Genomic DNA, 14465 nt, shown 5'->3' with positions numbered 1-14465 from the left:
AGGCCCCGGCAGGGAGGAATCCCGGCCGGGGCCTCGGCCCGTCACGAAGGCGGGGTCACGTCGTTGCGGGAGCGGACGCCGAGCTTCTGCAGCACCTTGGCCACGTGCGTGTCGACCGTGCGACGCGACAGGAACAGCACCTCGGCGATCTCCCTGTTGGTCCGGCCCTGCGCCACCAGCCCGGCCACCTCCCGCTCCCGCGGTGACAGCCCGCCGCCGGGCGCCTTGCGCGCCTTGCGCGGCGGCGCCCCGACGCCGATCTGCCGCAGCTTGTGCCGGCAGCGCGCCGCGTCGTGGGTGGCGCCGAGCGTCGCGTACCGCTCGGCGGCGTCGGCCACGATCCGCGCGGCCTCCTGCCGGTCGCCGAGCTCCAGCAGCGCGGCCGCCTCGGCCTCCGCCGCCCGCGCCGCGCCGTAGGGCCGCGGCATCGCCTCGTACGCCGCCCTTGCCCGGCCGTGGCACGCCACCGCCTCCTCCAGCCGGCCCGCGTCCCGTGCCAGCGCGCCGCGGACCACCTCCAGCGCCGCCATGGCCGACGGCGCGTCGCGGCCCTCGATGCCCTCCGCGAACTCGGCCGCCAGCTCGGCCGCCTCCTCCCGGCGCCCGGCCGTCAGCAGCGCGCCGACGGCGGGCGGCACGAGCTGGTCGCCCCACACCCACACGCCCTTGCGGCGCAGCCGGGCCACCGCGCCGCCCGCCTCGGCCAGCGCGGCCTCCAGCCGGCCGTGGATCAGGCACAGCTCGATCAGGCCGCCGGACGCGGTGGCGGCGACCGGGAGGAACGCCGAGTCGCCCGCCCGCACCCCGGTGGCCTCCAGGCGCAGCCCGGCCTCCTCCCACTCGCCGCGGGCCAGCGCCAGCATGCCGAGGACGAGCTGCGCGTCCACGCCCAGCAGCGGCGCCTCCGGCATGATCTCGACGGCCGCGACCGCCCGCTCCCGCAGCCCCTCCCAGCGGCCGGTCAGCCAGTCGAGCCTGATCGACGACATCTCCACCAGGTACACCGGGTACATGGCGCCGCTCTCCTCGGCGATCCGCCGGCCCAGACGGGCATACCGGCCGGCCGCCGCGTAGTGGCCGAGCGGGATCGCCGCGTCGCACAGGTTGGAGTAGGCGCGCGCCACCTGCCGGCGCACCCCGGCGGACGGGTGGTTGTCCGGCAGGGTGTCCGCCAGCGCGAACGCCTCCGGCGAGCCGACCAGCATGGTGAAGGCGACCTTGTTGGCGTGCACGGTCGCCGCCAGCTCCACGTCCTCGTCGGCGACGACCAGGCTCTCTGCCTGGTCCATCCACTTCTGGTGGGTGGCGATCGGCTCGCCGCCCCAGGCCGGTATGGCCAGCAGCGCCAGCCCCCTGGCGGCCATGCCGGGCCGGTTGGCCAGGTCGGGAAGCGCGGCCAGCACCTCCTGCCGGCCCTCGGCGATGGCGCCCGCCTGGTTCGACAGCAGCACGCCCAGGTTGAGCCGGGCCTCGCCGCGTACCTCCGGCGACAGGAAGTCGTCCGACATCAGGTGGCGCAGCAGCCGGGCGACGCGCCGGTGCGACAGCCCGACCGCGGCCAGCCTGCTGAGTTGCAGGGCGAACGGGCCGCGCGCGTCGCGCGGCAACTTGGGGTCGGCGAGCATCCCTTCGAGCAGCTCGACGGCGAGCGGTACGTCGCCGAGCGCCGCGGCCTGCTCGGCGGCGGCGCCGCCGTGCCGCCGCCAGGCGTCGAAGTCGCCCGCGCGCCGGGCGTGGTAGGCGAGCTGGACCAGCGGCGGCGGCTCCAGCGCGGCCAGCGCGGCCATGGCCCGCCCATGCAGCAGCCGCCGGTCGGGGCCGGGGATGGAGTCGTAGACGGCCTGCTGGGCGAGGGCGTGCCGGAAGCCGTACTGGCCGTCGGGCTGCTCCAGCAGCACGCCCGCCTTGAGCGCCTCGCGCAGCTCCATGTCCTCCGAGACGCCGGAGACCCGCGAGACCGTGGCGATCAGCGGCTCGTCCGCCGGCAGCTTGAGCACGGCGGCCGCGTGCACGGCGCGCAGCGCGTCGGCCGACAGCCCGGCGAGCTGCTCCGCCATCGCCTCGCGCAGCAGCAGCGGCACCGCGATGCGGTCCAGGGCCGCCTGCTCCGCCTCACCGCCCTCCCCGGGATCGGAGAGCCGGCCGGCGTCGTCGATCAGCGAGCGGACGACCTCCTCCACCACGAACGGGACTCCGGCGGTGTGCTCGTGCAGCATGGCCGCGAACGAGGCCGACAGCTCCGCCCGGCCGAGCAGCGTGCCCGCCATGCGCCTGACGCCCTCCACGTCCAGGGGCGCCAGCGCCACCACCTCGCTGTTGACGCCCTGCGGATGCCTGTAGGCGTGGCCGAACGGCAGCTCCGGCACGGGCAGCCCCTCCCGCCGGAAGGTGACCACCAGGGCCAGGCCCGCGGGCGGCTGGTCGGTCAGGAACCGCAGCAGGTCGCGCGTGCCGTCGTCGGCCCAGTGCAGGTCCTCCACCACCAGCACGACGGGCCCCGCGGCGGACAGCAGCGCGTGGACGGCGCGGAACAGCCGGTGTCGCTCGGCGCGCGGGTCGTCGACCGGCGGCGGGGGCGGCGACGGCGGCAAGTGCTCGGCCAGCTCCGGCAGGTAACCGCGCAGCGCCCCCGTCACCGGGTTGAGCGCCGACCTGCCGGGCAGGGCGGGCGCGGCGTGGCGCAGCGCGTCGAACACCGGCCCGTAGGGGAAGGGCTCCCGGAGCTGGTGGCAGTGGCCGACCAGCACGGTTCGCTCCCCGTCGGGAAGGAGCTCCACGGCGGCCCGTACCAGCCGGGTCTTGCCGATCCCCGCCTCGCCCTGCACCAGGGCCACCGCGGGCGGGCTGGTGATCGCGTCGAGGAGCGCTCTGAGCTGCGTGTCACGTCCGACCAGCGAAAGCGGGGCGGGACTCGTCATCGGAGGCTCCGAACCGTGCGGTGTTCTGCCCGTGCCGGAACTCCGTTATCCACTAACCGTCAAGTTCGGTCAACCCTCTCCTTACTCCCCGGCCACCCGACCGTGCGCCCGGGGAGGGTTTTGCCGTATCCGGACGCGCCCCGTGCGGGCCGGTCGTTGAGCGGAGGGGCGCCGGCGCCTAGATTCCATGGCCTAACCGTCACCCGTCTGGTGGTCCTGACGTGAAGCACAACCGGTCGAGCATCGCCCACCAAGCCCGCTACGCCCTGACGCACCCGGAGCGCATCGCCCCGCACCTGCGCCGGCTGGCCCGCGACACGTGGCTGCGGCTGCGCACCCGCGACCACGTCGCGTACTACCGGGCCGTGATGAGGTCCGACACCGCCCGCAGCCCCGAGGGGGCCGTGGGCTCGCACTCGCACAAGCGCTGGCTGGCGCTCGGGCGCATGCAGTTCGACTACCTGAAGCAGCACGGGCTCAAGCCGGACCTGCGCATGCTGGAGATCGGCTGCGGCAACCTGCGCGCCGGACGCCTGTTCATCGACTACCTGGACACGGGCCACTACTACGGCGTCGACATCTCCCCCGACATCCTCATCGCCGCCCAGGACACGCTCGCCGCCCACGGCCTGCGCGACAAGCTGCCGCACCTGACGCCGGTGCGCGACCTGCGCTTCGCGTTCCTGCCCGACGAGCACTTCGACGTCGTGCACGCCCACAGTGTCTTCTCCCACTCGCCGCCGCACGTCATCGAGGAGTGCTTCGCGCACGTCGGCCGGATCATGCGGCCGGACGGCTGGTTCGACTTCACCTTCGACCGCACGGAGGGCGAGGAGCACCACGTGCTGCGCGAGGACTTCTACTACCGCACCGAGACGCTCGTCGCCCTCGCCGGCCGGTACGGCCTGGACGCCGTCCTCATGGAGGACTGGGAACGCCTGCCGCACAAGCAGTCGAAGATCCGCGTCACCCGGCGGGCGTGAGCGCGGGGGTCACGTACGCGGCTCCTGCGGGGCCGCACCCCGGGAGACGACCTGGTTTAGCATCGCGCCGGCCGGCTCAGACGGCGCCGGCCGGCTCGGAACCGCGGTGGCCGGGGAAGAGGGTCGCCGCGACATGCCGGGTGTCGGCGTACTCGACGACGGAGACGATCTTGCCGTCGCGGACCGTGTAGATCCCGGCGCAGCGGTTGTCGTAGGTGCCGCCGTACACGGTCCGCGCCTTCGAGGTCCACTCGGCGACCACGCGGTCGCCCTCGGCGATCGTTCCGACCAGCTCGATCTTCATGGTGCCGGGGACGAGGACGGGACCCATGCCGCCCAGGAAGTCGTTGACGATCGCGTCGCGGCCCCGCCACACCTTCGAGATCGGCAGGTCGCCCGGGTAGTGCCAGGTCGCGTCCTCGGCGAAGCTGTCGTGGATGACGTCGGCGTCGCCGTCGCGGACGGCCTCGACGTAGCGGATGACGACGTCCCTGGGCTCGGTGGTCATGGTGCGAACTCCTTGTCTGGTCGTTCAGGGATGCGGTCGTTCAGGACAGGGTGAGCACGGCCTTGCCGCGGATGCGGCGGTCGCGCAGGTCGGTGAGGGTGGTCGCGGTCGCGGACCAGTCCGCGACGCGGCCGATCTCGGGGTGCAGGCGGCCTTCGGCGGTCAGCCGGACGAGCGTCGCGAGGTCCTCGCCGAGACCGGTGTCGGCGTCGAGGTAGTGGAAGTGGCGGATGACCGCCGACTCGGGCCCCTGGAAGAAGTCGAAGAAGTCGAGCGTCGTCGGGGTCCTGCTGGCCTGCCCGAACCAGATGAGCGTGCCCCGCTTGGCGAGCCGCGCGAGCGCGAGGGGAAGGGCCTCGCCACCCGTCGACTCCAGCACGATGTCGTACGGTCCGCGCGCGTCGGCCGGGTGGTGGACGATCTCGGTCGCACCGAGCTCGGTGAGCCGGGCACCGCGCTCGGCGTCCCGGGTCACGGCCGTGACCTCCGCCCCGGCGGCGGCGGCGAGCTCGGTCACATAGTGCCCCACGCCTCCCGACGCCCCGGTCAGCAGCAGCCGCCGGCCCGGTACCGGCCCGGCCGCGCGCAACAGCCGCAGCGCGGTGAGCCCCGCGAGCGGCAGCGCCGCGCCCTGGACCGCGGAGACGCTGTCCGGCAGGACCGCGAGGGCGCCGGCCGGCACGGCCACGTACTCGGCCCAGCCGCCCGCCATGGGGTGACCGACGACGCGCGCGATACCGACCGGCCCGCTGCCGTCGGCGGCCGGCTGCACCACCAGCCCCGCGATGTCCTTGCCGGGCCGTTCGCCGGGCACGGGCGCTTCCAGCTTGAACGTCTCGCCGCGGTTGACCGAGTACGCCTCCACCCTCACCAGCGCCTCGTCGGCGCGCGGCGTGGGCTCGGGGACGTCGGCGAGCACGACCGGTTCGGCGGGATCTCCGGTCGGTACGAGAGCCTTCATGGTCATTGCCTCCTGGGTGGTGTCTCGAGAACACTTCACCGGGTGAGGCGGCGGCCAGGCCAACAACGGAGCTTCCAGGCCGACAACGCCGGGTTGTCGCATATGGTCAGCGGCATGGATCTCGACCTCGCCCTGGTCCGCGCGTTCGTCGCGACGGCCGAGACGCTGCACTTCGGGCGCGCCGCCGACCAGCTGAGCACCAGCCAGCAGGCGCTGTCGAAACGCATCGCGCGCCTGGAGACGCTGCTCGGTGTCCGCCTGTTCGAACGGGAGGGCGGCACGCGGTTGACCGAGGCCGGTGAGCGGTTCGAGCCGGCCGCGCGTGAGGCTCTCGCGGCGGGTGACCGCGCGGTCGCGGCGGCGCTGGGCGCCGGGCAGGTCGTACGTCTCGACGTGTGGGGCCATCTCTACGCGCCGATGCGTACCGTCGCGCAGGCGGTGGAGACGCTCAACGCGACACGCCTGGAGACCGGCCCGGCACGCGACTGGCCGTCGGCCGCCGAAGCGCTGCTGCGTGGTGACGCCGACCTGGGTTTCGGCCGGGTACACCCGCTGCCCGGCGGCCGCGACGCGGGCATCGCCCAGCGGCTCGTCCGCCTGGAGCCCGTCGACGCGGTCGTCAGCGCTTCCCACCCGTGGGCCGGCGCGGATGAACTGCGCCCCGCCGACCTGCGCGAGAGCACCCTGTGGTGCCCGGCGGAACTGACCCGCCTCGACTTCCTGCGGCGCTTCGCGGACGAGTTCGGGATCACGCGTCGCCAGGACGGCCCCAACCTGGGGCCGGACCACCTCGTCCAGCACATTCGCACTGATCCGACGTGTTTCACGCTTTTTCCCAGCGACGCGCCCCTGCCCGGCTACGCGGATCTGCGCTCGATCCCGCTCACCGCGCCGACCCCGCTGTACGCGTGGTCGCTGGTGTGGCAGGAGTCGCGCCGCCACCCGAGCCTCGACACCCTGCTGCGCGGCTTCGCCGAAGCGGGCCGTACCCGGCGCTGGCTGGACTACGCACCAGAGCGCGACTGGCTCCCGGACACCGACCACGCGGAACTCGCGCGCCTGATGGGTGACTGACCGGCGAGCCGGGCACGAGCGACGACGACCTCGAAGCGCCGCGAAGGGCTAGTTCACGCGGGTGACCCGGCCCAGGGCCGGGGGCGGCAGCGGGCTCCTGGCCCGGAGGTAGGACTCGAAGGCGTCGATGTCGCGTACCTTCTCCACCCGGTCGGTGCCCTCGGTCAGCACGGAGAAGCCGTCGCCGCCGTTGGCGATGAAGGAGTTGGCGGTCAGGCGGTACTGCGCGGCCGGGTCGACGACGGTCCCGTTGAGCTTGACGGTGGCCGGGTCGATCCTGTCGCAGGCCGGCTTGGCGTTGTCGTAGGTGTATGTCAGGCCCTTGGAGATGCCGAGCACGCGCGCCGTGCCCTGCCCGCACCACTGCTGTTCCAGCAGCCGCTCCAGTTGCGTGCCCGTCAGGGTCATGGTGACCAGGGCGTTCCTGAACTGCTGCACGCGCATGGCCTCGCCGTGGGTGACCAGGTTGGGCAGGTCGTTGCCGGTGGCCGAGACGTACAGGTCGCCGCCGATGCCTCCGCCGTACGGAGGCTGGATCGCGATCTGCGCCCCGCCGTTCTCCGGCGCCGAGGTGGCGAAGAGCCGGGCGTCGGCCAGGGCGTGGCCCATCGTCGACTCCCCCGCGCCGTTTCTCGCGGCCGTGAGATCACCGGTGATCATGCCGACCGGCTTGTCCAGCCGGCGATGAGCCTCCTCCTCGCTCCTGCGGCGCAGCACGGAGATCGGCCCGTTGGGCTTGATGTCGTGGGTGACCGTGATGTTCTCGGCCTTCGCCGCGACCGGGTTGCCGGTGGCGCGGTCGACGGTGAGATTGAGCCGGGTGAGCTCGCGGCTGAACCCCGACGTCTGGGTGACGGGGATGCCGTTGATCACGCAGTTGTAGGCGTTGTGGGTGTGGGCGGAGAAGACGGCGTCCACCTCGGGGTCGAACTTGGCGACGATGTCCTTGACCGGCCCGGCCAGGTTGTTGCACTGGTTGGGCAGGCCGCCGCCGGTCTGGCCGCCGCCCTGGTGGAGCAGGACGACGATGGTCCGCACGCCCTTGGCCTTGAGCTCGGCGACGTAGGCGTTGACGGTCTCGGCCTCATCACGGCCCTGCAGGGGCGCCGTGGGCGAGGGCGCCTCGAACAGCGAGTTCTTGTGGGTCAGCCCGATGATGCCGACCTTGACGCCGCGCACCTCCTTGACGAGGTAGGAGTCGAAGGCGGGCTTGCCCGTGGTGGTGTCGACGATGTTGGCGCCCAGGAACGGGAAGGAGGCGCCCTTGAAGCCCGGCACGCTGCAGCCTTCGATCGGGTGACAGCCGCCGTTCTCCAGCCTGCGCAGCTCGGTCAGCCCGCGGTCGAACTCGTGGTTGCCGACACTGGAGGCGTCCAGGCGCATCAGCGACAGCGCCTCGATGGCCGGCTCGTCGTTCATGACCGCGGAGGCCGGGCTGTTGATGATGTTGTCCCCTGCGGCCAGGCGCAGGGTGCCGCGGGGGTTGTCCTTCTGCAGCCGGTCCATGTGGGCCGCGAGGTACTCGGCTCCGCCCGCCTCGACGGGGCCTTCCGGGGTCATGGCGAGGCTCGACGGCAGGGACGAGTGGAAGTCGTTGAAGGTCAGTAACTGGATGTCGACCGTGTCGGCGCGGGCGGGCAGCAGGCTGGTGCTTCCGAGCACCAGCGCCAGGAGAAGGTTGCGCATGGCCTCGAAAGTGACATGCTCCCAATGAATCACGCAAGGGGGAAAATTTCTAACATCGTATGTCGAATGTGAACTATTGACATACCTGCCCGGGAAGCGGGAGGGTCCTCCCATGTCACCGATCCTGGCCAGAATCCGGGGGGTCGAGCCCACCCTCACCGCGGCCCACCGGCGCATCGCCGAGACGATCCTCGCCGAGCCCGCCGTCGTGGCCGCCTCGACCATCGGTGAGCTGGCGGAGCGGTGCGGCACCTCGCTCACCACCATCACCCGCTTCTGCCGCGAGCTGGGCCTGGCCGGCTACCCCGAGCTCAGGCTGGCGCTGGCGGCCGAGCTCGGCCGCAACGACGCCGCCCCGCGTGAGCAGGGCCTGATCGCCTTCTCGCCGGACGACCCCGCGAGCCTGGTGCTGCGCAGCCTGCTGGCCAGCGACATGCGCGCGATGGAGGAGACGGCGGCCCAGCTCGACCTCGAGGCGGTGGACCGGGCGGTCTCCGCCGTGGTGCGCGCCAGGTTCATCGACTTCTTCGCGGTCGCCGGCAGCGCCGGCGTCGCCATGGACCTGCACCTGCGGCTGCACGCGATCGGCCGGCCGTGCGTGCTGTGGACCGACGTGCACAGCGCCGTCTGCAGCGCCAACGCGCGCAACCGGCAGGACGTGGCGCTCGGCATCTCCCACTCGGGCACCACGGCCGAGGTGGTCGAGCCGCTGACCATCGCCAGGGAACGCGGCGCCACCACGATCGCGGTCACCAACTTCCCGCGCAGCCCGCTGGCCGAGGCCGCCGACATCGTCCTCACCACCGCCGCGCAGGACACCCCCTTCCGCGCGGGCGGCGTGGCCGCCCGCCACACCCAGATGCTGGTCCTGGACTGCCTCTACATCGGCGTCGTCCAGCGCACCCATGCCACCAGCAACGAGCTGCTGACCACAGCCACCGACGCGGTCGCCAAGCACCGCCTGCCCCCCCGCTAGGAGCCCCTCATGCGCCTCGCCGCCGCCGCTGTCGCCTTGGCGATGGCGGTCACCGCCTGTGCCCCTTCGACCACCACCCGTGCCGACGACGGCAAGACCACCCTCTCGGTCTGGGGGTGGGGCCCCGAGGCGAACTTCGACAAGATGTTCGCCGAGTACGAGAAGCTTCATCCCGGCGTCGACGTCGACGCCCGTTCCTTCACCACCTCCACCGAGTACGACACGATCCTGTCCACCGGCCTGGCCGGCGACAGCGGGCCCGACCTCGCCTGGCTGCGCGCCGGACCCCAGCTGCAGCCGCTCGTCGAGGCGGGCCGGCTGCTCCCCCTCGACACCAAGGACGTGCCCGGCCTGGCGAGCTTCGACGAAGGTGTCCTGCGTGCCGCCAAGGGCGACAAGGACGGCAAGGTGTACGGCGTGCCGTTCGCCGTGCAGACCCTCCAGGTGATCTACAACAAGAAGATCTTCGCGGACAACGGCCTCACCCCGCCGAAGACGTACGACGAGATGATCTCCACCGCCGGCAAGCTCAAGGCCAAGGGCGTCATCCCGTTCGCCTTCGGCGGCAAGGACGACTGGATGCTGCCGATCGTGGCGAGCATCTTCGGCACCGCCCACTGGGGTGGCGACGAGTTCATCGCCGCCGTCAAGGCCAAGCAGAAGAAGTTCGCCGACCCCCGCTTCGTCGAGGGCATCGACCAGCTCAACAAGCTCAAGCCGTACTTCCCCGACAACGCCGCCGGCGTCTCCTACACCGACGCGCAGATCCTGTTCTCCTCCGGCAAGGCCGCCATGTTCCCCGGCGGCCTGTGGGAGCTGAACTTCTTCAGCGAGAACGCCAAGGACGTCGAGCTGGGCGTCTTCACGCCGCCCGCGCCGGAGGGCCAGGGCCTCATGCCCGGCTTCACCGACGGCTCCTACGGCATCAACGTCAAGACCAAGCACAAGGCCGAGGCGCTGAAGTTCGCCGCCTGGCTGGCCTCCAAGGACTACGGCCGGCTCTACACCGACACCCAGCGCACGTTCTCCGCCGTGCCCGGCGTCACGCCCAAGGACCCCCTGCTCGGCGAGGTGGCCGCGACCTTCGGCCGGCACGGCGCGACCTACTTCATGAACGAGTTCGCCTACGGCAACCCCTCCTCCGCCGCCGTGTTCTCCAAGGCGCTGCAGGAGATGCTGCTGGGCCGCGTCACCGCCAAGGAGGCGGCGGAGCAGCTCGACAAGAGCGTGTCCACATGGCTCTAGGCGCGCGGCGGGGATCGTCGTACCTGTTCCTGATCCCCGCCTTCCTTCTCTACTCGGTCTTCGTGGTCTACCCGCTGTTCACCGGCCTGACCTACAGCTTCTTCTCCTGGAAGGGCACGCTGCGCGGCGGCTTCGCCGGGGTGGACAACTACGCCGGCCTGCTGTCGGGCGCCTTCCTCGACCAGCTGCTGCCGGCGCTGGGACACAACGCCCTGCTCTTCGCGGGCACCATGCTCGTGCAGAACACGCTGGGCCTGGCCTTCGCGCTCGCCCTGTCCCGTGCCCAGCGCGGCAAGCGGGCGCTGCAGACCATGTTCGCCCTGCCGTACCTGGTCAATCCGCTGGTCATCGGCTACCTGTGGACCCTGCTGCTCAGCCCAGCCTTCGGCCCGGTCAACGCGCTGCTCAAGCCGCTCGGCCTGGCGATGCCGTGGCTGGGCGACCCCGGCACCGCGCTGCCGACCGTCATCGCGATCACCACCTGGCAGTGGGTGGGCTTTCCGATGCTGCTGTTCAGCGCCGCCCTCGCCGGCATCCCCCAGGAGTACGGCGAGGCCGCCAGGACCGACGGCGCCGGCTCCTGGCAGGTGTTCTGGCGCATCACGCTGCCGCTGCTCAAGCCGGCCATGGCCACCGTCACGATCCTCAGCTTCATCGGCAGCATGGGCACCTTCGCCCTGGTCTACGCGCTCGGCGGCTCCAACGGCGCACCGGCGGGCGCCACCGACGTGCTCGGCCTGCTGTTCTACCGGACCGCCTTCGCCTCGGGCGACGTCAACGCGCTGGGCACCTCCTCGGCGCTGGCGGTCTTCATGTTCACCTTCATCTTCGGCTCGACGCTGCTGCTCGAGCGGGTCCTGAGGAGGAGAGCGTGAGAGCGCTGGGCATCAGGATCCTGCTCTGGGGCTACGCGGCCTTCTCCATGGCGCCGCTGGTCGTCATGGTGCTCAGCTCCTTCCGGCCCACCAGCGAGATCTTCGATCAGCCGCTCGGCTGGCCCACCGGCTTCGGCAACTACGCCAAGGCGTGGACGGAGGCGTCCTTCTCCACGTACGTGGTCAACTCGACGGTCGTCGTGGTCTGCGCGGTGCTGCTCGGCGCCGTGGTCTCGCTGCTGGCCGCGTACCCGCTGGGCCGCAGGGAGTTCCGAGGTCGCAGCCTGTTCGCCGCCTACTTCGTCTCCGGCATGACGTTGCCCGCCCACCTGGGCGTGCTGCCGCTGTTCTACCTGCTGGAGAGCATGGGGCTGGTGGACTCGCTGGCCGGGCTGGTGCTGGTCTACGCGGCCGGGTCGGTGCCGTTCAACGTCTTCGTGCTGACCGCCTTCTTCCGTCAGCTGCCGTACGAGCTGGACGAGGCCGCCGCCCTGGACGGCGCCGGGCCGTGGGCGACCTTCTGGCACGTGATGCTGCCGCTGGTCCGGCCCGCGCTCGCGACGGTGGTGGTCTTCCAGTTCGTACCGATCTGGAATGACTTCTTCTACCCCCTGGTCCTGATGCGGGACGAGAGCAAGCTGACCCTGCCGGTCGGCCTCACCCACTTCTTCGGCCAGTTCCAGAACGACTGGGGGACGATCTTCGCCGGCCTGGTGATGACGACCATCCCCCTGGTCGTGCTCTTCGTCCTGGCCACGCGCCAGATCGTCGCCGGGCTGACCGCCGGCATGAACCGTTGAGGAAACAGTTGATGGATCTTGTGATGGCCTTCGCCGACGAGGCCCGCTCCCGCCTGGACCGGCTGGTGGCCGGCCAGTCGCCCACCATCAGGCAGGCCGGGGCGCTGATCGCCGCGACCGTGCGCGCCGGCGGCGTCCTGCACGCCTACGGAACGGGCCACTCCGAGGCGGTGGCGCTGGAGGTGGCGGGCCGGGCGGGCGGTCTCATCCCGACCAACCGGCTCACCCTGCGCGACCCGGTGGTGCTGAGCTCGGCCGACCCCGGCGCGTTCGACCCGCTGGCCGAGCGCGACCCGCGCACCGCGCACCAGGTGCTGGCCCTGCACACGATCGAGGAGGCCGACGCCTTCGTCATCGCCTCCAACTCGGGCGGCAACGGGTCGACCGTGGAGATGGCCCGGCTGGTCAAGGAGCGCGGCCTGCCGCTGATCGCGATCACCTCCCTGGCCCACTCCAGCGCCATCACCTCGCGCCATCCGTCGGGGCATCGGCTGTTCGAGCTGGCCGATCTCGTGATCGACAACCTCGCCCCGTACGGCGACGCCGTCCTGCCCACCGAGCACGGCCCCATCTGCGGCATCTCCTCGATCACCTCCGCGCTGATCGTGCAGCTGATGGTCGCCGAGGCCATCGGCCTGCTCCTGGCCGACGGGACGATCCCGCCGGTCTACCGGTCGGCCAACATCCCCGGAGCCGACGCGCACAACGACGCCCTCGTGGCCCGCTACGCCGGGCGGATCAGGACCGGGGCGCTGTGAACCTGACGATCGCCGCCTTCTGGCCGCCGCCTCCCCACGAGACGACGGCCGCCCGCTACCGGGAGATCGCCGACGCCGGCATCGACCTGGTCATCACCGGCAACTACCTCAACGACCGCGTCATCCTGCGCCACGCGCTGGCCCGCGCCGAGGAGGCGGGGCTCGGCGTGCTGGTCGCCTCGGACCCGCGCGTGGACGTGCTCATGCGCGACCTGGACACGGACCCTGCGCCGCTGATCGGCCGGGTGGTCGAGGACTACCGCCCGTTCCAATCCTTCCGCGGACTCAGCCTCATGGACGAGCCGCACGCCGGGCAGTTCCCCCGGGTGGCTGCCGGGGTGGCCGCCGTGCGCGCCGCCGGCGCCCTCGCCTACGCCAATCTCCTGCCGAGCCACGCCACCGGCCCCTACGACGCGTACGTGGGCGAGTTCACCAGGCTCGTCCGGCCCGACGTGCTCTCCTTCGACCGCTACCCGTTCCTGGCCGGCGGCTTCGACGAGGACTACCTCGCCGACCTGGCCACGGTGCGCGAGCACGCGCGCCGAGCCGGCCTGCCCGCCTGGATGTACGTGCAGACGCTGGCCTACGACCGGCACCGCGAGCCGTCGGCCGCCGAGCTGGCCTGGCAGGTCAACACCGCGCTGGCCCACGGCTACACCGGAATCCAGTACTTCACCTACTGGACGCCCGACCCGGCGCGCGGCGAGGGCTTCCAGCCCGCGCTGATCGACGGGGACGGCGCGCCGACCGAGCGCTACGGCATCGTGCGTGACCTCAACACCCGCTGGCTGCGCCCGGTGGCCGCGGAGCTGCCCGAGTGGACGTCGGTCGAGCACGCGGGCGACGCCCTGGTGGGCCGCTACGGCGAGCGCCTGCGGTTCGTCTGCAACGCCCGCTTCGACCAGCCGGTCGAGGTCACGCTCGACGGCATCACCGAGGCCTTCGACCCGGCGACCGGTACCTACGCGCCCTGCGGCACGGCCTTCACCCTCGCGCCCGGCGCGGCGCGGCTGGTCCGGTGATCCTCTTCGCCGGCGTCGACGCCGGCGGCACCACCACCCGCGCCGCCCTGCACGCGGCGGACGGCACCAGGCTCGGATACGGCACCGCGGGCCCGGGCAACCCGGCCGCGCACGGCGCCACGGCGGCCGGCGCGGCGATCGAGCAGGCCCTGCGCCGCGCGCTCGACGGCCTTGACCCGTCGCTGGTGGCCGCCTCGGTGGCGGGGGTGGCGGGCGCCGACGACGGCTTCGCCGAGGTGCTGCGGCACATCTGGGCCGGATGCGGCATCGCGTCACCGCCCAGGCTGGTGGGTGACGTGGACGTCGCCTACGCGGCCGGCACCCCGGCGCCCTCCGGCACGCTGCTGCTCGCCGGGACGGGGGCGGCGGCCGCCCGCTTCTCCGGCCGCGCGGTGACGGCCGTCGCCGACGGGCTCGGGTGGCTGCTCGGCGACGAGGGCGGAGGGTTCTGGATCGGCCGGGCCGGGGTGCGCGCGGCCGTCCACGCGCTCGATCGCGGCCTGCCGTCCGGACCGCTGGCGGAGCTGGTCAGCGCGCACTTCGGCGTGACCGGCGAGCCGCGGCGGCGCGCCGACCGCATCGTACGGCTGGCGCAGGCCGACCGGATGCTGGTGGCGGCCGCGTCCCCGCTCGTGGCCGAGGCGGCGGGGGCCGGGGAC

General features: G+C 72.5%; 13 protein-coding genes. 9 read left to right on the top strand and 4 right to left on the bottom strand.

Annotated elements, in window-relative coordinates:
* Nucleotides 1–41: 41 nt before the first annotated feature.
* A complete protein-coding gene (locus tag ABZS51_RS15015) occupies nucleotides 42–2918 on the bottom strand; it encodes an AAA family ATPase (RefSeq protein WP_355440432.1) in 2877 nt (958 codons plus the stop codon).
* A 221-nt stretch (nucleotides 2919–3139) separates the two neighbouring features.
* Between ABZS51_RS15015 and ABZS51_RS15010 the strand changes: the two genes are divergently transcribed.
* Nucleotides 3140–3901, top strand: coding sequence for a class I SAM-dependent methyltransferase (locus ABZS51_RS15010; protein ID WP_310711420.1), 762 nt, complete (start codon nucleotides 3140–3142; stop codon nucleotides 3899–3901).
* A 76-nt stretch (nucleotides 3902–3977) separates the two neighbouring features.
* Here ABZS51_RS15010 and ABZS51_RS15005 read toward each other — a convergent pair whose 3' ends face one another.
* On the bottom strand, nucleotides 3978–4409 hold the full coding sequence (locus ABZS51_RS15005; RefSeq protein ID WP_355440429.1) for a nuclear transport factor 2 family protein: 432 nt from the start codon (nucleotides 4407–4409) through the stop codon (nucleotides 3978–3980).
* Between the two features lie 40 nt (nucleotides 4410–4449).
* Entirely contained in the window at nucleotides 4450–5370 is a 921-nt protein-coding gene (locus ABZS51_RS15000) for a zinc-binding dehydrogenase (protein WP_355440426.1), read from the bottom strand.
* A 114-nt stretch (nucleotides 5371–5484) separates the two neighbouring features.
* On the opposite strand from ABZS51_RS15000, the gene ABZS51_RS14995 reads away from it, so the two are divergent.
* Nucleotides 5485–6444: a LysR family transcriptional regulator gene (locus ABZS51_RS14995; RefSeq protein WP_355440423.1), complete on the top strand. Its 960-nt coding sequence runs from the start codon at nucleotides 5485–5487 to the stop codon at nucleotides 6442–6444.
* Nucleotides 6445–6492: 48 nt separating this feature from the next.
* Here the strand turns inward: ABZS51_RS14995 and ABZS51_RS14990 are convergent, their stop codons facing one another.
* A complete protein-coding gene (locus ABZS51_RS14990; RefSeq protein WP_355440420.1) occupies nucleotides 6493–8130 on the bottom strand; it encodes a bifunctional metallophosphatase/5'-nucleotidase in 1638 nt (545 codons plus the stop codon).
* A gap of 112 nt (nucleotides 8131–8242) precedes the next feature.
* On the opposite strand from ABZS51_RS14990, the gene ABZS51_RS14985 reads away from it, so the two are divergent.
* The 7 genes from ABZS51_RS14985 to ABZS51_RS14955 form a co-directional block, all read left to right on the top strand.
* Nucleotides 8243–9106 carry a MurR/RpiR family transcriptional regulator gene (locus ABZS51_RS14985; protein ID WP_355440418.1) on the top strand — a complete coding sequence of 288 codons (864 nt, stop codon included), beginning with the start codon at nucleotides 8243–8245 and terminating at the stop codon, nucleotides 9104–9106.
* A gap of 9 nt (nucleotides 9107–9115) precedes the next feature.
* Nucleotides 9116–10351 (top strand): extracellular solute-binding protein, encoded by a 1236-nt coding sequence (locus ABZS51_RS14980; RefSeq protein WP_355440415.1) that lies wholly within the window; start codon nucleotides 9116–9118, stop codon nucleotides 10349–10351.
* Nucleotides 10342–11226, top strand: coding sequence for a sugar ABC transporter permease (locus ABZS51_RS14975; RefSeq protein WP_355440412.1), 885 nt, complete (start codon nucleotides 10342–10344; stop codon nucleotides 11224–11226). The genes ABZS51_RS14980 and ABZS51_RS14975 overlap by 10 nt, the downstream gene beginning before the upstream one ends.
* The gene (locus ABZS51_RS14970) at nucleotides 11223–12026 is read left to right on the top strand and encodes a carbohydrate ABC transporter permease (protein ID WP_355440409.1); all 804 of its coding nucleotides are present in this window, start codon (nucleotides 11223–11225) and stop codon (nucleotides 12024–12026) included. Before ABZS51_RS14975 ends, ABZS51_RS14970 begins: the two co-directional genes overlap by 4 nt.
* 11 nt (nucleotides 12027–12037) lie before the next feature.
* The gene (locus ABZS51_RS14965) at nucleotides 12038–12784 is read left to right on the top strand and encodes an SIS domain-containing protein (protein ID WP_355440405.1); all 747 of its coding nucleotides are present in this window, start codon (nucleotides 12038–12040) and stop codon (nucleotides 12782–12784) included.
* Nucleotides 12781–13806 (top strand): hypothetical protein, encoded by a 1026-nt coding sequence (locus tag ABZS51_RS14960; protein ID WP_355440402.1) that lies wholly within the window; start codon nucleotides 12781–12783, stop codon nucleotides 13804–13806. Before ABZS51_RS14965 ends, ABZS51_RS14960 begins: the two co-directional genes overlap by 4 nt.
* On the top strand, nucleotides 13803–14465 hold a 663-nt coding region (locus ABZS51_RS14955), incomplete at its 3' end, for a BadF/BadG/BcrA/BcrD ATPase family protein (RefSeq protein WP_355440399.1). The genes ABZS51_RS14960 and ABZS51_RS14955, both read left to right, overlap by 4 nt.

Source organism: Nonomuraea sp. NPDC005501 (assembly GCF_040605905.1).
GTDB lineage: Bacteria > Actinomycetota > Actinomycetes > Streptosporangiales > Streptosporangiaceae > Nonomuraea.
This window is presented reverse-complemented; position numbering and strand designations above follow the sequence as displayed.